This window comes from uncultured Proteiniphilum sp. (assembly GCF_937873925.1).
Classification (GTDB): Bacteria; Bacteroidota; Bacteroidia; order Bacteroidales; family Dysgonomonadaceae; genus Proteiniphilum.
On sequence record NZ_CALNAT010000144.1, the window covers coordinates 1 to 19,312 of the forward strand.

Genomic DNA, 19,312 nt, shown 5'->3' on the forward strand with positions numbered 1-19,312 from the left:
TGTACGGTACAGCGTATCGAAAGGGCGGGTGTGAAATACGTTTTTCACCAGAAGATCATTCGCCTGTCGGATAATACGGTATGTGCCAAAGCAAAAATTGAAGTAGTGAATCTGGTGAACGGCAGGTTGTCGCAACCCGAAGTGTTCGACGAAGCGTTCGCGGAATATTTATGATGTTGGGATTTGGGACGTGGGAATTGGGATCGCTCAATTCCAAATTGGCATATTGGCTCATTGGCACATTAGTTTAGTCTTGGTTCTTGGCTCTTGATTCTTTGTTCTATGATAACAGACAGATCTCTATACCGGATAGCGCTCACGCAGATCAGGGGCATAGGAGTCATGCATGCCCGCAACCTGATGCAGGTGATCGGTGATGAAGAGGCGATCTTCAAAGAGGATGTCCGTAAACTGGAAGCCATCCCCCGCATTTCAAGACGGTTGATCGGCGAGATCCGTGATCCAGGGGTACTGAAAAAGGCGGAGAAAGAGTTGGAATTCATAGCAGACAATAAGCTCCGGCTCCTTTTCTTTACCGATGAAGACTATCCCCAACGGCTTACACAATGTATCGACGCTCCCCTCCTGCTCTATGCCAAAGGGAATGCCGATTTTAATCACCAGAAAACGATTAGTGTCATAGGTACACGTAATGCTACAAGATACGGGGAAGAGTTCTGCAAGGAATTTATTGAAGAGTTAGCGGGCAGGCTCCCCGATATACAGATCATCAGCGGCCTGGCATACGGCATCGATATCTGTGCCCACCGGGCGGCGCTGAAAAACAACCTCTCTACTGTTGCCGTACTGGCGCACGGACTGGATCGCATCTACCCGCAGATACATCGGCAGACAGCCGTCGAGATGCTGCAAAACGGAGCACTCCTCACCGAATTTCCCGGCGGCACCAACCCCGACAAGCATAACTTCGTGAAACGCAACCGTATCGTCGCAGGTATGGCCGATGCGGTCGTAGTCATTGAGTCGGGCGAAAAGGGGGGATCACTCACTACCGCCGATATTGCCAATTCCTATTACCGTGAGGTATTTGCCCTGCCGGGCCGTATCCGGGACAAAATGTCGGCCGGCTGTAACAGACTGATATCGGATAACAAAGCACTCCTTTTACACAGCATTGACGATTTTATTTCACATATGGGATGGGAAGAAAGTGAAAAACAACCTCTCCCGGAACAGCAGGAACTCTTCCCCGACCTGTCGGAAGAAGAAGTGATAATATTCGAAAAACTCAGTAGAACTGATTCTATGCATGTAAACACATTGTCCATCGAACTCAACGTTCCGGTATCGGAATTGTTTATGACCCTGCTGGAACTGGAAGTAAAGAATATTATAGTATCGCTGCCGGGCGGAATATACCGTTTAGCGTAAAAATTGACCCGCTTCTCACCGCGGCATCTCTTTATTTTTTATATCTTTGGCATAAAAAGAAGAGAATTATGAAAAAAACAACAGCTTTACTCTTTAGTATTGTGTTTATTTTTTCTTTTTCTCTAAAAGCACAGGAAGACAGTACAAAAGTACTTTCTTATTTAGATCGGCAAGGTACGTTTGATGAATTATCCCTTATTGCCGGTTATTCATTCAACGGAGGAAATGAAAAAGGAGGACCCGATAACCATATCATTGAATTAGGGATTTATAAATCAAGAAATTCCTATTACGTGGAAACAGCCGGATACTCTTATTTTCTATCGAATGAATTTATGTTCAATAAAAACTCATTCTACTTAGGTCCGAAGATCGGTAGTTTTTTTCATGTATGGATGTTTTATTTAGGCTCGGAATTAGTTTACTATACGAATTTTAAAGGGCAGGCCCTGCATATCGTCCCTATATTTGGATTGGGATATTCAAAATTCAAAATTGGTATCGGGCTACATATACCTCTCGCAAATAATTTATTCGAGCACACAAATATACCATCTATCGGTTTTACGTATGAAATAAAGAATTTACAAAAGAGGAAAATAGATTATTAAAATGAAAATTGGCGACAAAATACCCGAAATGCTGGGGACAGATCAAAACGGAAAACCGGTAAAGGCGGAGCAATTCAGCGGTAAGAAACTGGCTCTCTATTTCTATCCGAAAGATAATACACCCGGATGTACGGCTCAGGCGTGTAGTCTGCGCGACGGTTACGACGACCTCCGCAAAGCAGGGTATGAAATCGTGGGCGTAAGTGTCGACAGTGAGAAATCACACCAAAAATTCATCGATAAGTTTTCACTTCCCTTTCCTTTGATTGCCGATAGCGATAAAAAACTGGTCGAAGAATTCGGAGTGTGGCAGGAAAAATCGATGATGGGGAAAAAATTCATGGGTACTGTCCGCACTACATTCCTTATAGATGAAAACGGGATCATCCGCGATAAGATAGAAGGAAGAAAGGTGGATACGAAAAACCATGCCGGGCAAATATTAGAGAAATGAAAACCGACCGGAGCTGATGAACCGGTAGTGAAACAAGCAAAAAAATTAAACATAGCTAAAAATATGGCAGAAGAAAAAGATAACAAGAACAGTGAAAAACTGAAAGCGCTGCGTGCAGCGATGGACAAGATTGAAAAGACCTACGGCAAAGGCTCTATTATGAAAATGGGCGATGAGAAAGTGGAAGAGGTGCCCGTTATCTCCTCCGGCTCCATTGCCCTGAATGTGGCATTGGGCGTGGGCGGCTATCCGCGTGGGCGTGTCATTGAGATCTACGGACCGGAATCGTCGGGAAAGACCACGCTTGCCATCCATGCAATTGCCGAAGCACAAAAGGGGGGCGGTGTAGCGGCGTTTATAGATGCTGAACATGCCTTCGATCGTTTTTATGCCGAAAAACTGGGTGTAAATACCGACGAGCTACTTATTTCCCAGCCAGGCAGTGGAGAAGAGGCGCTGGAAATTGCGGAACAGTTGATCCGCTCCTCAGCGGTAGACATTATCGTCATCGACTCCGTGGCGGCCCTCACTCCAAAAAAAGAGATAGAAGGAGAAATGGGCGACTCGAACGTGGGGCTGCAGGCTCGGTTGATGTCACAAGCGCTCAGGAAACTCACCTCAGCCATCAGCAAGACCAATACCACCTGCATCTTCATCAACCAGTTGCGTGAAAAGATCGGGGTTATGTTCGGTAATCCGGAGACAACCACCGGAGGGAATGCCCTGAAATTCTATGCATCGGTGCGTCTGGATATCCGTGGTAACGGCACTCCTATCAAGGATGGGGAAGAACAGATCGGGAAACCCACCCGAGTGAGGGTTGTGAAGAACAAAATGGCGCCTCCATTCCGCAAAGCGGAGTTTGACATCATGTACGGAGAAGGGATATCCCGGACAGGCGAAATTATCGACCTGGGGTCGGATCTGGGGATCATCAAGAAAAGCGGTTCATGGTACAGTTACAACGATACCAAACTGGGACAGGGGCGCGACGCTGCCAAGGTAGCCATCAAAGATAATCCCGAATTGGGCGAAGAGCTCGAAAAGCTTATCTTTGAGGCACTTAAAGAGAATAATAAATAATGTGGAAAAACGAGATATCCCTGCCGGGGATCTCGTTTTTCTTTTGTTTCAGGCTGATCGAAAAAGAAGGCCCTTTTTCCGACCGCCCATATACCGATTGGCTCGGTCAAACGTTTAAAACGTAACATTACATTGCCTCATATCATATTGCGGCATTAATCACATTGACATATTGGTCTCATTGGCACATTAGTCATATTAGTCTCATTGACATATTAGTCATATTAGTCTCATTGGCACATTAAAACATGCAAGATCACAGAAACTTAACACAATCCGAAATTAATCTGCTGGAAAAAAACGGATGCAGCAGTACCGACTGGGGACTGATTACCGTAAAAGAGGGGTTCGATCCCCATTATGTAAGGGAGAGCCACTTTTCGGGTAAGATCGAACTCGGGATATTCGAAAAGGTATTCTCCCTACCCGGCGGGTTGGATAAGCACGCGGGCATCAACCGCGCTGTTGTCCACAACTGTACCATCGGCGACAATGTAATGATCGAGAATGTGCAAAATTACATCGCCAACTACACCATCGGCGATAACTGCTTCATCCAGAATATCGATGTAATCCTGGTCGAGGGGATGACCACATTCGGAAACGGAGTGCAGGTCAACGTACTGAATGAAACCGGGGGACGCGAAGTGCATATCAACGATAAGTTGTCAGCCCATTTCGCCTATATCTATTCCCTCTATCGCCATCGACCGAAACTGATCGAGCGGATGAAAGCCATCATCGATTATTATTGTGAGAAACATGCTTCCGACAGGGGGATCATCGAACACGACTGCAAGATCGTGAACGTGGGTTACATCAAGAATGTGCGGATAGGTTCTTTCTGCAAGATAACCGGTGCAATGAAGCTGAAAAACGGGAGCATCAACAGCAATGAACATGATCCGGTCTATATCGGGCGCAATGTGATTGCCGAAGATTTCATTGTCTGCTCCGGTTCCACGATCGATGGAGGTTCCATTATTTCGCACTGTTTCATCGGCCAGGCCTGTCATATCGATCACGGTTATTCCGCCTCCGACTCTCTCTTTTTCAGCAACTGCCAGGGGGAGAACGGAGAGGCCTGTGCGCTTTTTGCCGGCCCCTATACCGTCACCCACCACAAATCCACCTTGCTCATCGCCGGAATGTTTTCCTTTATGAATGCCGGGTCGGGCTCCAACCAGAGCAATCACATGTACAAACTGGGGCCTATCCATCAGGGGATCATTGAACGGGGCGCCAAAACGACCAGTAACTCATACGTGTTATGGCCCGCCAAGGTAGGGCCTTTCTCGCTGATCCTGGGACGTCATTCCCAACATGCGGACACATCGAACCTCCCTTTCTCCTATCTGGTGGAAAAAGACAACGGCACCCATATCGCGCCGGGAGTGAACCTGCGCAGCGTAGGTACCATCCGCGATGCAAAAAAATGGCCGGAGAGAGACCGCCGCAAAGATCCCGACCGGCTCGACTGCATTAATTTCAACCTGCTCAGTCCCTATACTATACAAAAAGTATTTGCAGGCATTGAAATTCTCAAAAATCTTCAGGCTGCCGCCGGGGAGACTTCGGAATTCTATACATTTCAGAGTTGTGTTATCTCCAATTCTTCACTCCGGCGAGGATTACAGCTCTATGAGATCATTGTTCATAAATTCCTGGGTAATTCCCTTATCAAGCGATTGGAAAAGACCCGGTTCAAAAGCAATGAAGAGATCAGGAAGAGGCTCATACCCAAAGAGACGCCCGGACTGGGCGAGTGGGTAGATGTTTCCGGCTTGATTGCGCCCAAATCCGAAATCGACAATCTGCTCTGCAAAATCGAATCGGGAGAGATCACAAAACTGAAAGAGATCAATCATGTATTCCGGAAACTGCACGAAGAGTATTACGAGAACGAATGGGTCTGGGCCTGGGATAAGATCCAGTCGTTTTACGGTATCAAAGCCGATGAGATCACCGCGACCGATGTAATCTCCATTGTGGAAAAATGGAAAGCAGCAGTGATCGGACTCGACGAAATGATCTACAGCGATGCAAAAAAAGAATTCTCCCTCTCTTTCAAAACAGGGTTCGGTGCCGACGGGAATATCCAGGACAGGGCAATGGATTTTGAATACGTACGCGGCGCTTTCGATAAAAATCCGTTTGTGATAACCACATTGAAACATATTGAAGATAAAAAGGCGCTGGGAAACGAATTAATAGAAAGAATAATAAACATACAATAAACATCCCATTTTTATGACAGATAAGATTGAGGAACTAATCAAACAGTTCAATCCGCAACCCATACGCATTCCCATTAATAAATGTGACCTGGAAGAGGTAATTGAAACGCTCATCTCGTTGATGTTCCCTATCTGCGACTGTCCGGAACCGATAAATGTACATGAAGGGTTACGGATAGCGATCGGAAAACTTCACGTCAATATCGCCGCACTTACCAGTGAACAGAAGGCCAATGAGATCACAGAATCATTTTGCCGGCAATACCTTTCGCTCCGGGAACGGCTCTATAAAGACGCGGCCTGCTATCTGAAAGCCGACCCTGCAGCCAAAAGTCTGGAAGAGGTGATCCTCACTTATCCCGGGTTTTACGCGCTCTGCGTGCATCGGGTTGCACATGAGATCCACCGGCTGGGGATACCCCTGATCGCCAGGCTTTTTTCAGAATACGCGCATTCAAAGGTAGGTATCGACATCCATCCTGCGGCTAAGATAGGGAAAAATCTATTTATGGATCACGGAACGGGGATCGTAATCGGCGAAACCGCTGAGATCGGCAACAACGTGAAGATATACCAGGGTGTTACACTCGGTGCACTATATGTGGAAAAGAAATTGTCCGATGTAAAACGACATCCGACGGTCGAGGATAACGTCGTTATATATGCCAATGCCACTATTCTGGGCGGAAAGACGGTGGTCGGGCACGATTCGGTGATTGGCGGCGGTGCATGGCTCACCCGCAGTGTAGTCCCCTACTCTCTCGTCTCTAACCCCATAGATGTAAAAATACGCACCGTGAGAGATTTTTCTAGTCCCTATGATTTTGTGATTTGATCTCCTCCAGCAAAGCTACTGCCGTTTCCACGGTCTCTATGTTGCTGATTGCTACCGATCGTTTTTTTCCTTTTTCCTGTAAGCGGCACCGGCGCGGCTGTTTCTGGACGAAATATAACAGTTGGTCGAATACCGGCGAACTGTAATAAGGCGATTCCGGATCAGAGATCAGGAAGAGGGTCATCTGTCCGTTTTTCAGTACCACCTTCTCTATCCCCAACGATTTGGCAATACGGCGCAGCCGCACAATGCGGATAAGTTCCCTGCCCTGCGCCGGAATTCTTCCGAAGCGGTCTTCCAGGCGTCTCATGAAATCCATGATCTCTGTCTCTGACTCCATATTGTCCATTTCACGGTAAATGGCTACCCGCTCCGCATCATTCGGGATATAATCTACCGGGAACATCAGTTCCAGGTCGCTCTCGACCAGCACATCATCTACGAAATCCTGCGCCTGCGCCCTCTCCGCCTTTTGAGTATCGTACAGTGCCGAAAACTCTTCTTTCCGCAACTCCTGTACCGCTTCGGCCAATATTTTCTGATACGTCTCATACCCCAGGTCGGCGATAAAGCCGCTCTGCTCCGCTCCCAGCAGGTTCCCCGCCCCCCGGATGTCCAGATCCTGCATGGCGATATGGAGCCCGCTACCCAACTCGGCAAAATTCTCAATCGCCTGAAGGCGTCTCCGTGAGTCGCCGCTCAGCAGATAGAACGGGGGCGCCAGCAGGTAACAGAATGCTTTCCGGTTGCTTCGTCCCACCCTGCCCCGCAATTGATGTAGGTCGCTCAGCCCGAAATTCTGCGCATCCATCACGATAATGGTGTTCACGTTGGGCATATCGATACCCGATTCAATGATGGTGGTGGCGATCAGCACATCCTGCTCATGATTGATAAAATCGGCAATCACACGCTCGAGCTTCTTCGGGTCCATCTGTCCATGGCCCACCGCCACGCGTACGTCCGGTATCTCCCTTTTGATAAGGACTTCCAATTCATAAATATTCCTGATGCGGTTATTCACGATAAACAACTGCCCGTTCCGGTTCAACTCAAAATTGACCGCATCACGAATGAGCTCTATATCGAACGTATGCACCTCGGTCTGTATAGGGTAGCGGTTGGGAGGAGGCGTTCCGATGGTAGAGAGGTCGCGTGACCCCATCAGAGAGAATTGCAATGTGCGCGGGATCGGTGTAGCCGTCATGGTAAGTGTATCCACATTCACTTTCAGTTGCTTAAGTTTTTCCTTGACAGACACCCCGAACTTCTGCTCCTCATCAATGATCAGCAGCCCCAGGTCTTTGAACTGCACATCTTTTCCCACCAACCGGTGGGTACCGATAAGGATATCGATGGCTCCCTCTTTCAACCGGAGGAGGATTTCTTTTTGCTCTTTCGCCGTACGAGCACGGCTCAGATAATCCATTTTCACCGGGAAATCGGCCAGCCTTTCGCTGAAGGTATGGTAATGCTGCGTTGCCAGTACGGTGGTAGGCACCAACACGGCCGTCTGTTTCCCGTCGGTAGCTGCTTTAAAGGCGGCACGGATAGCGATCTCGGTCTTGCCGAAGCCCACATCGCCGCAGATCAACCTGTCCATAGGGCGTTCGCTCTGCATATCCGCTTTCACGTCGCGGGTCGCCTTGATCTGGTCGGGCGTGTCCTCATACATGAACGAAGCCTCCAGTTCTGTCTGCAAATAGGTGTCCTTTGAAAAAGCGAACCCTCTCTCCTGCTGACGTTGGGCATAGAGCTCTATAAGGTCGCGGGCGATATCCTTGATCTTCTTTTTGGTCCGCTCTTTCGCCCGCTCCCACGCTCCGGAACCCAGTTTATTCAGTTGCGGCTCTTCCCCCTCCTTGCCTTTGTATTTCGATATCTTATGCAGGGAATGGATGGAAACAAACACCGCGTCGTTGTTCAGATAAGTGAGTTTGATCACCTCCTGTATCTTATCCCCGATGCGCAGGCGCACCAGTCCGGCAAACCTGCCGATACCGTGATCCATGTGCACCACATAATCGCCTTGCTGAAGTTGGTTGATTTCCTTAAGGGTAAGGGCGATCTTACCCGACCGGGCCTTATCGGACTTCAGGCTGTATTTGTGAAAACGATCGAAGATCTGATGATCGGTAAAGCAACATATTTTTAGCGTCTTATCCGAAAAACCCTCATGCAGCGTCCTGTTTACCGGTATAAAGGAGATGGGATCATTACGATCCTGGAAAATATGAAAAAGCCGTTTCTGCTGCTTTTCACTGTCGCTCAATATGCAGATCGTGTAATCCTCCTCCAGGAATCGGTGCAGTGATTCGCTCAGGAGGTCGAAATTTTTGTGGTAGAGGGGTTGCAGCGATGTTTTGAATTCGATGGAAGCACCGGGGGTATCCATCATCTTCGTATCGAAACGGATTTGCCGGAACGAGCCGATAATCTCCAGGAAATCCTTTTTCGAAAGCAGGTCGGCTTTCACGAATTCCACATCTTTGGGATCGATATGCAGTTCATCCTCGTTGATCGATTCCACCCGGCTTGCTATCCAGCGCATATCTTCCGTTCCGATCACCGAGCCGGCGGGAAGAAGGTGGAAGAGCGAAGCCCCTTTAGATCCGGCGCGTCCGAATTCGGGAACAATCCGGATCCCGTTGAACTTCTCTTTGGAAAGTTGCGATTCCAGATCGAAGTTCCGGATGGTTTCCACCTCATCTCCAAAAAAATCGATACGATAGGGATACTCGCTTGAAAAAGAGAAGACGTCGAGGATACTCCCCCGCACGGCATACTGTCCCGGCTCATACACATAGTCTGTAAGTTGAAAGCCCTGGCTGTCGAGCACTTCACTCACAAAATCGCTGTCGATCCGGTCTCCTACCGTTACCTGCAGCGTATTTTCCTCCAGCTGTTTACGGGAAACGGTTTTCTCCGCCAACGCATCCGGATAGCTGACCACGATCAGGGGGTTGTTCTCTTCCTGAAGGCGGCTCAGGGTTCCGGCGCGAAGTACTTCATTAGCCCGGTCCAACTGCCCGTATTTGGCCGCCCGTTTATAGGCCGACGGGAAAAAGAGCACATCGGACGCCCCCATCAGTTGGGTCAGATCATGATAGAAATAACCGGCTGTTTCCGCATCATTTAAAATGTAAAGGTAGGTTTTTGGGTGTTTATGGAATAATCCCGCGGCAAACAGGGTACGCGACGATCCGTGCAAACCCGTCACTGATAGAACCTGTATATCTTTCAGTAATGAGCCTGCCGCCGCCAGGTTGGGATGTTTTTCAATCCGCTGCTGTAGTTGAGTAATGTCTATTGTTTCAACCATTCAGAAGAAAGTACAAAGTTAAGCCAATTTTTTCATTATCTTTGTCCCCCGGAGACAAGAAAATTATTATTTATGCAGATAGATGCCAGGCACACGCCCGATTACCTCTTCGAAACCAGTTGGGAAGTGTGCAACAAAGTGGGCGGTATTTACACCGTCTTATCCACACGGGCCAACATCCTACAAAAAATTTATAAAGACCGTATATTCTTCGTCGGCCCCGATCTGTGGGGAGTACAGGAAAGTCCCTGGTTCAGGGAAGATGACAGCCTCTTTTCGCCATGGCGCGACTTCGCATTGAACAACCAGCATCTCCCCATTCGTGCCGGGCGGTGGAAGGTGCCCGGAGAACCCATCGTCTTTCTGGTGAGATTCGAGGCTTTCTTTGGAAAACGGAACGATATTTATACGCAAATGTGGTTGGATTACGATGTAGATTCCATTGCCGCCTATGGCGATTATCATGAGGCGACCATGTTCGCCTACGCCGCAGCACTGGTGATCGAGAGCTTTTACCGTTTTCATCATCTGGAGGCAGAGAATGTGACCGCCCATTTCCACGAATGGATGACAGGCGCTGCGGCGCTCTATATCAGGAAGCATGTCCCCAAGATCGCCACCCTTTTCACCACCCACGCCACCTCCATCGGCCGTTCCATTGCCGGCAACAACTTCCCGCTGTATGATCACCTCCAGGGGTATAACGGAGACCAGATGGCGCGTCAGTTGAACATGACGGCCAAGCACTCTATCGAGAAGAAAGCCGCGCAACATGTCGATTGCTTCACCACAGTGAGCGACATCACCGCTGCGGAATGCACCCAACTCCTGGAGCGTCAGCCCGATGTGGTCACACCCAACGGATTCGAAAAAGACTTTATTCCCAAAGGGTCCGACCACAGGCAGGTACGCAAAAGGGCGCGGAAGATGCTGTTTAATGTGGCCGAAAAGACGGTGGGACATGCTATTCATCCTGACGCGTTGTTAATAGCGACCAGCGGCAGGTATGAATATAAGAACAAAGGTATCGATGTGTTTATCGATGCCATGAACCTGCTTCGGAAAATGCCGCAACTGACAAAAGATGTCATTGCATTCATTATGGTCCCGGGGTGGGTAAAAGGGCCACGGAAAGACCTTCAGGCGCGCCTCTGCGGAGATGATCCCGCACACGCCGTAGATTCTTCTTCGCAATGCCCGTTTATCACCCATGAACTGGTCGAGCCGCAGCACGATAGGGTGATGAACCAGATCAGCCACTTAGGTTTTTGTAACTCTGCCGGAGAGAGGGTAAAGATTATTTTTGTTCCTTCTTATCTGAATGGAGATGACGGTATATTCAACCTCTCCTATTATGATCTGCTGATCGGGTTCGACATGTCGGTCTTCCCCTCTTATTACGAACCCTGGGGCTATACCCCCCATGAGAGCGTAGCCTTCTCCGTCCCCACCATCACCACTACCCTGGCGGGATTCGGCGTCTGGGCAAAGAAGGAGGGCGATAAAAAAGAGGGGATAAGCGACGGCATTGAGGTAGTCTACCGTAACGATGAGAATTCTGCGGAGGTGGCAGAGGAAATTGCCGCCCTTATCTACGATCTGTCGCTGAAAAGCAATGAACAGGTGAAGATATTGAAGCAAAGCGCAGCCGCGCTCGCAGATATGGCGGATTGGGCACATTTCATCCAGCATTATCAGGAAGCCTATAGCAAAGCATTGCATAACTCATTTGTCAGATTATCGAGCCCTTATAAACTTAAAGCAGATTAAAAACGTTATATTTGCCGTATCGAAATTAAAATCACAAAACTGCATGGCCTATAAGACAGCAGTGTTCATTTTTTATACGTTCATTCCACGATTTTCTGTCTTCTTGGCAGAAAAATTAATCGGAACAACTAAATTTATTAAACAGTAATGGTTATTCAATCAAGTTATTCGAACACACCCATTTGGAAAGATATTCATGTATATGCAGAATTGCCTGACCAGTTACGTCCGCTGGCGGAGATTGCCCACAATTTGTGGTGGGTATGGAATGAAGAGGCAAAAGCCATCTTCGAAAGTTTAGATCCGCAGGAGTGGGAAAAAAGCAAAAAAAATCCGGTCGTTCTGTTACAAAATCTACGTTCGGAGATTACCGAGAATGTAGTGAACAACGATGAACTCATGCGACGTATCCAGCATGTCTATGAGCGATTCAAAAACTATATGAGCGTTCCGCATAACGGTGAACGCCCGGGTGTAGCCTATTTCAGTATGGAGTACGGACTTTCGCATGTGTTGAAGATCTATTCCGGCGGCCTGGGGATCCTGGCCGGAGACTATCTCAAGGAGGCGAGCGACAGCAATGTGGATATGACCGCAGTAGGGTTTCTCTACCGTTACGGCTACTTCACGCAGACCCTCTCCATGGACGGCCAGCAAATCGCCCATTACGAAGCACAGAATTTCGGTAATCTTCCCATCACGCAGGTGATGAACGCGGACGGATCTCCCATGATCCTCGAAGTACCTTTTCACGACCGCCCTATTTATTCAAACGTATGGAAAGTGTCCGTGGGACGCATCAACCTTTATCTGATGGATACCGATCTGGAAGAGAACAGCGAGTATGACCGCCCCATCACCCATCAGTTGTATGGGGGCGACTGGGAAAACCGAATGAAACAGGAGTATTTATTAGGCGTCGGCGGTATATTGCTGCTGAAGAAACTCGGCATCCGTAAAGATGTCTATCACATGAACGAGGGACATGCCGCTTTTATCAATATTCAGCGTTTGCGCGATTACGTGACTGAAGAAGGCCTTTCGTTCCAGGAGGCGCTGGAGGTTGTACGGGCATCATCACTCTACACTGTGCATACGCCGGTACCGGCGGGACACGACTATTTCGACGAGCCGTTGATCGCCAAGTACATGATCCCCATCATTCAAAAAATCGGGATCCCCTGGCAGCAATTCATGGATATGGGGCGTGCCAATCCCGGCACGCATGAGAAATTCTCCATGAGCGTATTTGCACTGAATACCGCACAGGAGGCCAACGGGGTAAGCAAACTACATGGAACTGTATCACAAAAAATGTTCCAGCCCGTATGGAAAGGATATTTTCCGGAAGAATTGCATGTGGGTTATGTGACCAACGGCGTTCACCTGCCCAGCTGGGCGACTTCCTCCGTAAAGGCGCTCTACGAAAAATATTTCGGCGATTCGTTCTATAGCGACCAGTCGAACCCCGAAATCTGGAAAAATATCTATCACGTGAGCGACGACGAATTATGGCAGCTCCGCGTGCATCTGAAAAAGAAGCTGGTAGATTATATCCAGATTGAATTTAAGGAGGGATGGCTAAAGAATCAGGCCGATCCCTCGAGGATCATGAACATGCTGGAAGAGGTAAATCCCAATGCGTTGCTGATAGGCTTCTCACGGCGCTTCGCCACATACAAACGGGCGCATCTGCTGTTTACCGATCTCGATCGCCTGTCAAAGATCGTGAACAACCCGAAATATCCGGTACAGTTTATTTTTGCCGGAAAAGCGCACCCCGCCGATGGAGGCGGACAGGAACTGATCAAACAGATCGTGGAAATATCGCGGCGGCCGGAATTCCTCGGCAAGATCATCTTTCTGGAGAATTACGATATGCGGTTGGCGAAAAGGTTGGTTTCGGGCGTGGACATATGGCTGAACACCCCCATCCGCGCACAGGAAGCATCCGGTACCTCGGGCGAGAAAGCGGAGATGAACGGTGTCCTGAACCTCTCGGTGCTCGACGGATGGTGGTATGAGGGATACCAGGAGGGTGCCGGCTGGGCGTTGACCGATAAGCGGACCTACGACAACCAGTCCTATCAGGATGAACTGGATGCCTCCACTATCTACTCGCTGCTTGAAAATGAAATTATCCCGCTGTATTATGCACACAACAGCAACGGCTATTCCCACGAATGGGTACAATATATCAAGAAATCGATAGCCGGGATAGCCCCCCGCTTCACCACAAAAAGAATGATGGACGATTATTATGACCGTTTCTACAATAAACTGGCACATCGTTCTCACCTGCTTCATGCGAACAACTATGCAAAAGTCAGAGAGATCGTGAGATGGAAAGAAAATACCGCTTCGAAATGGGATAAGTTCGAAGTGGTCAAACTGGAATTCAACCCCAGCCAGAAGGTAGATTTTAACAACAGCCACAATGAGGTCTACGGCTATATTGTGATCGACAGGAAAGATATGGTCTGCGACCTGGGTGTTGAATGTGTGGTTGTGGATCACGACACGATGAACAAAGAGCCGCAGTTTGTGGAGTCGTATGAGTTCGACCTGGTCAAGACCGAAGGCTCCCTGCTCTATTTCGAATCACGCAAAGCATTGAACGATCCCGGTATTCACCAGTATGGCCTGCGGATATATCCGAAGAATCCCGACCTGCCCCACAGGATGGATTTCGCTTACATGCGGTGGATATAGCGCTTCCGCTATCAATAAACCCAAAGGAAAAAGCGTCCTCTCACGAGTGACGCTTTTTCGATTTCACCGACACACAAAGAAATAGTAATCGAAAATATTTATGAAGATTGTGTTGACTTTATTATCAAAGGGTAGAGTCAGATAGCATTCGATAATCTGCTTTTATGCGGTGAAATACCGAATCTTTTACTATAAGCGTTTACAAGATGCGACACACTTCTGAAGTCATACATCCTGGATATCTCGGTAATGCTGATATCCGAGTTGAGTACCAGAGACTGGACCTCTTCCATTTTACGGTCGAGCATCCATTGATAAGGAGTTTGTCCGAAACATCTCTTAAAATGGCGTGTAAATGTTCTCAAACAGTCGTATTTGCACAATTTCGCCAGTTCGTTCATATTCCTTGCCGATGAGTAATTACTCAACACACTATCTTCAAACCGTTTTGATTTAGATGTCCGCGGAATCAACTTCACAAGGACGATCTCATTGTCGGGCGACGGGGTAACCCTGCTTTTCAGCCCGTCAGAGAAAGTAAATGTGCAGGATGCCACATCCGTCAGCAAATATTTGCGTACGTCATCTTTACCTATCTTTGCGTTAACGTCCATACAATACTTTTTTAAAGGTTCCCGTATATACTTCCGAACCGAGTGTAATACGTATGGTATATTCCCCTGCCCGAAGACCGGAAAGATTGACTACCTCAAATCCCATATCGTACACCTCGAAATAGCTTTGTTTTGCCTCCCTCGGGCCGATAATCTCAACCCATGCGCCGCCGCGGTAATTCTGTACCGAAATAGAGATCACATTCTGGGAGTTGTATGCTTCCACAACCGGCTCTACCGACTGAACACTGAATGTGCTGCTCATCGCGTTCGCACCCCGGGTAGTACCGCCAAGCCTACCTAATGCAATTCTGTCCTGTACATCGTCTTTTACTTCATTTGCATTGTCAATGGAAGCTGAAAATAACAACCCGCTACACATTGTCATCAAGAAAAGCACCCACACTGTTTTTTTCATTTTGTTTATATTTTTAAAAAAATAAATGATGAATATTTTTTCAGAATTAATTTATGAATTACAGACACAAAGTAACAGAGGAATGACAGAAAAAACAATACCCTCACGGTATTTTAACGGCCCAAAAGCAGTCATACAACTGACTATCAATATATTTAGCACCTCTTGTTTAACGGTAATTCCCGGTATTTTTACTCATGGAACAGGGTTGTATCCATGTTTTTTTCCTGCATTTTTCTCTTTAGTTGCGATTTTCTTACGCGGATACTCTCCAGGCTGGTATTCATAAAAGTGGCCAGTTGCCGGTTATCGGCATTGCATGCCAGCAGCATCAGCAGCATCTTTTCAGTGGCATTGAATATTCCGTCTTCATCTTTCAGTTGCGTATAGGCATAAAAGGTTTCATCGTCCGTAGCGAGGGTTTTGGTAATATCCCGCAATTCGGTGTCGGTATTTTTCAAAATCTTTTCCATCTCCCGATATACCCTCGGGTGAGAAGAAATATAACGTTGCGTAAGTGTTTCAAACTCTCCCTGCAAGAAGGCAAGGCGACCCGAGATATGACTATAAAGCTGTAACAGCCATTTGCGCTTTCCGGCCTCTTCCCTCAGAATTTTGGCTTGCAATTCCTGCTGCTGCATTTTGTATTCGGCATTCATTAGTTTCAATCTGGCGGTTCTCCTTACTTTCCACGCATACATTAAGATAAAGATAAGGATAATGACCAGTATTAGTGCGCCAATAATAATGCGCAGATTCTGTTGACGTGCCCTGAGCGCTTCATTCTCCGCTTCCGACAAATCATATTTCTTTTCCAGCTCCACAATTTGCGTGTCCAATCTGTCTCTGACGGAACTCTTATATAATTCCGAAGCCTGCTTCCGACAATTATTAGACAAAACATAATTTTCCTGTTTTTCTGCAATATTGGCAACATTCTCATAATAGAGATGACTATATACATAAGAAGTATCTTCTATCATATCTGTCGCCATTTGCGCATATAACATGGCGCTATCCAACTGTTCAAGCCCTATATATCTGTACGATATATTATAATACAACCTCGACAACTCAATATTCTCCTTTTGTCTATAAGTGATCCGGAGTAACTCTTTTTCTCTCTCCAACGCTTTCTCTGGTTCATCAATCACATCGAAGTAGATGGACTGCGCGTTCAGGATAAAAAAATCTTTTCCGGATACCCGGTTGTAAAAAGAGGAGAGGGTATCCAGATATAATTTTCCCTTGTCAAATTTCTTTTGCTCCATCTCATTCCAGTATAGCGCCAGATAGGTATCGAACAGGTGGATGGAATCCCTCTCTTCACGGGCATAGCCGAGGGTCCGGCGGAAGTACTCATCCGCCGACGCGTAATTCCTGTTATTGTAATGAATATTACCCAGGAAGTAATTGATCAGGTACCCGAGCGAAGGGGCCGGATCGGCCATCGCAGCAAACAACTTTCCGGCCTCCCTGAGGGGTTCATACACCGTACTGTCCTTCACTCCTATCCGGGTGCGTACAATACCCTGGTAGGCCAGGGCGCGGATATAATTGCTGTTTTTAGGATCGTGAAGACGATAATGGTCACTGACGGAATTGATCAGGGAATCGGTGGTAAAATTGACATAGGTCTTATCATCCGAAATCACCTTTAACAGACCGTAATAAGCCCTGTTAGAACGATCCATACTTTCGGGATCAACCCTTTGAAGGCTATCCGACACGAGTTGCGGCACACTGTCAACCATACTGTCCCAATACGATAACTGCCGGTACATGCGTTCATCAGCCTTATCATTGCAAGAACTGCAAACAATAAGACAAACCAGAGACAATAAAAAAATAAACACGCGCAACATCTTTTATAATCTTTTATCCGATTATTTTTTCCTATTATGAGGTATGGAACATTTCATACGATATAATTATTTTTAACACCAAGGTCGTATGTAATTTGCATATTATCACACTCTTATGCAAGGATGAGGCTAATACTCGTTTCCGGACCAAGACTTTTAGAATCAAGAACCAAGATGAAGATATTAAAACTCAGGAATTGAGATGTCTTTATTCTTGATTCTTTGTTCTTTACTCCTGACTGGTATGCTTATTCCAAATGTAAAAAACAGTACAAATATAGTACTTTTTTTTCGTGATGTCCGAATTTTGCAACTCTCAATACATTATAAACCGATATTAGGGTGTTTGTAAATATTTGTAAGGCAATATCAATCCCGGAAGAAAAATAATAACCCGATGAGTATGTTACTTTTGCAAAATTCCTCTTCATGCCCGGGAAAAAACCAGAATTCCCGTATAAAAAGGTAAAAATCCTCAATTAACCGATATTATTTCCCTAAATTCTGTCAATAGGTAAACAGTTATTACTTTTGTGCCGTTATAGCACTACCGTTAATTTTAATTACGGTTTTCAGTATCAAACACAATGAATAATAATTGGAAGAGAGCCTTTGCAATAATCTGGAGCGGTCAGTTTTTCTCCATACTCACCAGCAGTCTTGTTAATTTCGCTGTCATTATATGGCTCAGCCTGCAGACAGGTTCTGCTGAGATGCTGGCATGGGCGGCTATTGCCGGCATACTACCCCAATCACTCATCGGCCCTTTTACCGGAGCATTGATTGATCGCTGGAACCGTAAACGGATCATGATGTTTGCCGACTCTTTCATCGCATTGTGCACACTGGTATTGGCAATCCTTTTCTGGTTGGATATAGCCCGGATATGGCATATATTCGCTTTGCTGGGATTGCGTTCAATAGGTTCGGCGTTCCATATGCCTGCCATGCAGGCTTCAGTACCTTTGCTCGCCCCTGCAGATCAGTTAACCCGTATCGCAGGAGTGAATCAGATCATCGCTTCGGTCAGCCAGATTGCCGGCCCGGCCCTTGGTGCTATGCTGATAACGATATGGGATATAGAGTATGTCCTGCTGTTCGACGTGGCTGGTGCCCTAATGGCAGTCACATCACTATTCTTTGTACATATACCCAATCCTGAAAAGGAAGAAGGAGCAACGAGACATATCTTAAAAGAGATGAAAGAAGGCGCCATGATCATACTCAGGAACAGAGGACTAAGTCTTGTTTTTCTATATTCCGTATTGGTGGTATTCTTTCTGGTTCCCATTAGCGTATTGTTTCCCCTGATGACATTGGAATATTTCAAAGGAACAGAATTTCAGGCCGGCATTATAGAAGCGATATGGAGTGTAGGTGCATTAGTGGGGGGCGCTATTATGGGAGTTAAGGTCTACAGGGTCAACCGCGTTGCATTGGTCAACTGGATGTATCTTTTGTGCGGACTCACCTTTCTCTTGTCCGGAATTCTATCGCCCGACGGATTTGTCTGGTTTGCGGTGCTGACCGTCATCGGAGGCGTTTCGGGCGCTGTTTACAACGCGGCATTTACCGGACTTATACAGACCAGGATAGATCCGACAGCACTGGGCAGGGTTTTCTCTATGTTTTTTACCTTCAGCCTTATCCCGGCGATGCTGGGATTGATCGGGATCGGTTTTCTGGCCGACGGATTAGGGCTCACCACATCCTTTATCCTGTCCGGAGCCATAATCATTGTTATAGGGATCGCTGCTTTCCTCACCCCTCCCGCTATGCACCTCGACCGGCAAAAGTAAAGCAACAATTTTTCCCATAACTTTCCGGGAGAATTAAATAAACATTTATTTCATTCATCTGTACGATTTCCCCAAGAAAACGTATATATTTGCAGCAAAAGTAATTAAGTTATGCAACGCAACGCTTTTCTACAGCAAATAAAAAAGCGGCTGCAACAAAGCAAGATTAGCGGAACTTCATCTTTGCAAATTTGTCAAAC

The 19,312-nt window shown here is 47.0% G+C and carries 14 protein-coding genes; 10 read left to right on the forward strand and 4 right to left on the reverse strand.

Annotation, left to right across the window (positions count from 1 at the left end):
• Positions 1 to 282 precede the first annotated feature (282 nt).
• From dprA to epsC, 7 genes are all read left to right on the forward strand, one after another.
• Positions 283 to 1,392: a DNA-processing protein DprA gene (gene dprA, locus Q0502_RS09540; protein WP_298649965.1), complete on the forward strand. Its 1,110-nt coding sequence runs from the start codon at positions 283 to 285 to the stop codon at positions 1,390 to 1,392.
• Positions 1,393 to 1,460: 68 nt separating this feature from the next.
• The gene (locus tag Q0502_RS09545) at positions 1,461 to 2,003 is read left to right on the forward strand and encodes a hypothetical protein (protein WP_298649967.1); all 543 of its coding nucleotides are present in this window, start codon (positions 1,461 to 1,463) and stop codon (positions 2,001 to 2,003) included.
• Position 2,004: 1 nt separating this feature from the next.
• Positions 2,005 to 2,457 carry a thioredoxin-dependent thiol peroxidase gene (bcp, locus tag Q0502_RS09550; protein ID WP_298649970.1) on the forward strand — a complete coding sequence of 151 codons (453 nt, stop codon included), beginning with the start codon at positions 2,005 to 2,007 and terminating at the stop codon, positions 2,455 to 2,457.
• A gap of 63 nt (positions 2,458 to 2,520) precedes the next feature.
• A complete protein-coding gene (recA, locus tag Q0502_RS09555; RefSeq protein ID WP_298649973.1) occupies positions 2,521 to 3,540 on the forward strand; it encodes a recombinase RecA in 1,020 nt (339 codons plus the stop codon).
• Positions 3,540 to 3,665, forward strand: coding sequence for a hypothetical protein (locus Q0502_RS09560; RefSeq protein WP_298649975.1), 126 nt, complete (start codon positions 3,540 to 3,542; stop codon positions 3,663 to 3,665). Before recA ends, Q0502_RS09560 begins: the two co-directional genes overlap by 1 nt.
• 123 nt (positions 3,666 to 3,788) lie before the next feature.
• Entirely contained in the window at positions 3,789 to 5,777 is a 1,989-nt protein-coding gene (locus tag Q0502_RS09565; protein ID WP_298649978.1) for a DUF4954 family protein, read from the forward strand.
• 13 nt (positions 5,778 to 5,790) lie between these two features.
• Entirely contained in the window at positions 5,791 to 6,612 is an 822-nt protein-coding gene (epsC, locus tag Q0502_RS09570; protein WP_298649981.1) for a serine O-acetyltransferase EpsC, read from the forward strand.
• Here the strand turns inward: epsC and mfd are convergent.
• Complete coding sequence (gene mfd, locus Q0502_RS09575) at positions 6,587 to 9,934, reverse strand: transcription-repair coupling factor (RefSeq protein ID WP_298649984.1); 3,348 nt, start codon at positions 9,932 to 9,934, stop codon at positions 6,587 to 6,589. The genes epsC and mfd overlap by 26 nt on opposite strands.
• 72 nt (positions 9,935 to 10,006) lie before the next feature.
• Between mfd and Q0502_RS09580 the strand changes: the two genes are divergently transcribed.
• Together Q0502_RS09580 and glgP are read left to right on the forward strand one after the other, a co-directional pair.
• Positions 10,007 to 11,704, forward strand: coding sequence for a glycogen/starch synthase (locus tag Q0502_RS09580; RefSeq protein ID WP_298649987.1), 1,698 nt, complete (start codon positions 10,007 to 10,009; stop codon positions 11,702 to 11,704).
• A gap of 147 nt (positions 11,705 to 11,851) precedes the next feature.
• Positions 11,852 to 14,416 (forward strand): alpha-glucan family phosphorylase, encoded by a 2,565-nt coding sequence (glgP, locus tag Q0502_RS09585; RefSeq protein ID WP_298649990.1) that lies wholly within the window; start codon positions 11,852 to 11,854, stop codon positions 14,414 to 14,416.
• Positions 14,417 to 14,553: 137 nt separating this feature from the next.
• Here glgP and Q0502_RS09590 read toward each other — a convergent pair whose 3' ends face one another.
• The 3 genes from Q0502_RS09590 to Q0502_RS09600 form a co-directional block, all read right to left on the reverse strand.
• The gene (locus tag Q0502_RS09590) at positions 14,554 to 15,030 is read right to left on the reverse strand and encodes a helix-turn-helix domain-containing protein (protein ID WP_298649993.1); all 477 of its coding nucleotides are present in this window, start codon (positions 15,028 to 15,030) and stop codon (positions 14,554 to 14,556) included.
• Complete coding sequence (locus Q0502_RS09595) at positions 15,020 to 15,448, reverse strand: hypothetical protein (RefSeq protein WP_298649996.1); 429 nt, start codon at positions 15,446 to 15,448, stop codon at positions 15,020 to 15,022. Before Q0502_RS09595 ends, Q0502_RS09590 begins: the two co-directional genes overlap by 11 nt.
• Before the next feature lie 191 nt (positions 15,449 to 15,639).
• Complete coding sequence (locus Q0502_RS09600) at positions 15,640 to 17,202, reverse strand: hypothetical protein (RefSeq protein ID WP_298649999.1); 1,563 nt, start codon at positions 17,200 to 17,202, stop codon at positions 15,640 to 15,642.
• Between the two features lie 698 nt (positions 17,203 to 17,900).
• On the opposite strand from Q0502_RS09600, the gene Q0502_RS09605 reads away from it, so the two are divergent.
• Positions 17,901 to 19,112: an MFS transporter gene (locus tag Q0502_RS09605; protein ID WP_298650001.1), complete on the forward strand. Its 1,212-nt coding sequence runs from the start codon at positions 17,901 to 17,903 to the stop codon at positions 19,110 to 19,112.
• Positions 19,113 to 19,312 lie beyond the last annotated feature (200 nt).

What these genes read in the sequence shown, in the direction of transcription:
- Q0502_RS09580 (WP_298649987.1), top strand. Translation starts at nt 10,007, where the DNA reads ATGCAGATAGATGCCAGGCACACGCCCGATTACCTCTTCGAAACCAGT.
- Q0502_RS09600 (WP_298649999.1), bottom strand. Translation starts at nt 17,202, where the DNA reads ATGGTTGACAGTGTGCCGCAACTCGTGTCGGATAGCCTTCAAAGGGTT.
- epsC (WP_298649981.1), top strand. Translation starts at nt 5,791, where the DNA reads ATGACAGATAAGATTGAGGAACTAATCAAACAGTTCAATCCGCAACCC.
- dprA (WP_298649965.1), top strand. Translation starts at nt 283, where the DNA reads ATGATAACAGACAGATCTCTATACCGGATAGCGCTCACGCAGATCAGG.
- recA (WP_298649973.1), top strand. Translation starts at nt 2,521, where the DNA reads ATGGCAGAAGAAAAAGATAACAAGAACAGTGAAAAACTGAAAGCGCTG.
- bcp (WP_298649970.1), top strand. Translation starts at nt 2,005, where the DNA reads ATGAAAATTGGCGACAAAATACCCGAAATGCTGGGGACAGATCAAAAC.
- Q0502_RS09605 (WP_298650001.1), top strand. Translation starts at nt 17,901, where the DNA reads ATGAATAATAATTGGAAGAGAGCCTTTGCAATAATCTGGAGCGGTCAG.
- Q0502_RS09545 (WP_298649967.1), top strand. Translation starts at nt 1,461, where the DNA reads ATGAAAAAAACAACAGCTTTACTCTTTAGTATTGTGTTTATTTTTTCT.
- Q0502_RS09560 (WP_298649975.1), top strand. Translation starts at nt 3,540, where the DNA reads ATGTGGAAAAACGAGATATCCCTGCCGGGGATCTCGTTTTTCTTTTGT.
- glgP (WP_298649990.1), top strand. Translation starts at nt 11,852, where the DNA reads ATGGTTATTCAATCAAGTTATTCGAACACACCCATTTGGAAAGATATT.
- mfd (WP_298649984.1), bottom strand. Translation starts at nt 9,934, where the DNA reads ATGGTTGAAACAATAGACATTACTCAACTACAGCAGCGGATTGAAAAA.
- Q0502_RS09590 (WP_298649993.1), bottom strand. Translation starts at nt 15,030, where the DNA reads ATGGACGTTAACGCAAAGATAGGTAAAGATGACGTACGCAAATATTTG.
- Q0502_RS09595 (WP_298649996.1), bottom strand. Translation starts at nt 15,448, where the DNA reads ATGAAAAAAACAGTGTGGGTGCTTTTCTTGATGACAATGTGTAGCGGG.
- Q0502_RS09565 (WP_298649978.1), top strand. Translation starts at nt 3,789, where the DNA reads ATGCAAGATCACAGAAACTTAACACAATCCGAAATTAATCTGCTGGAA.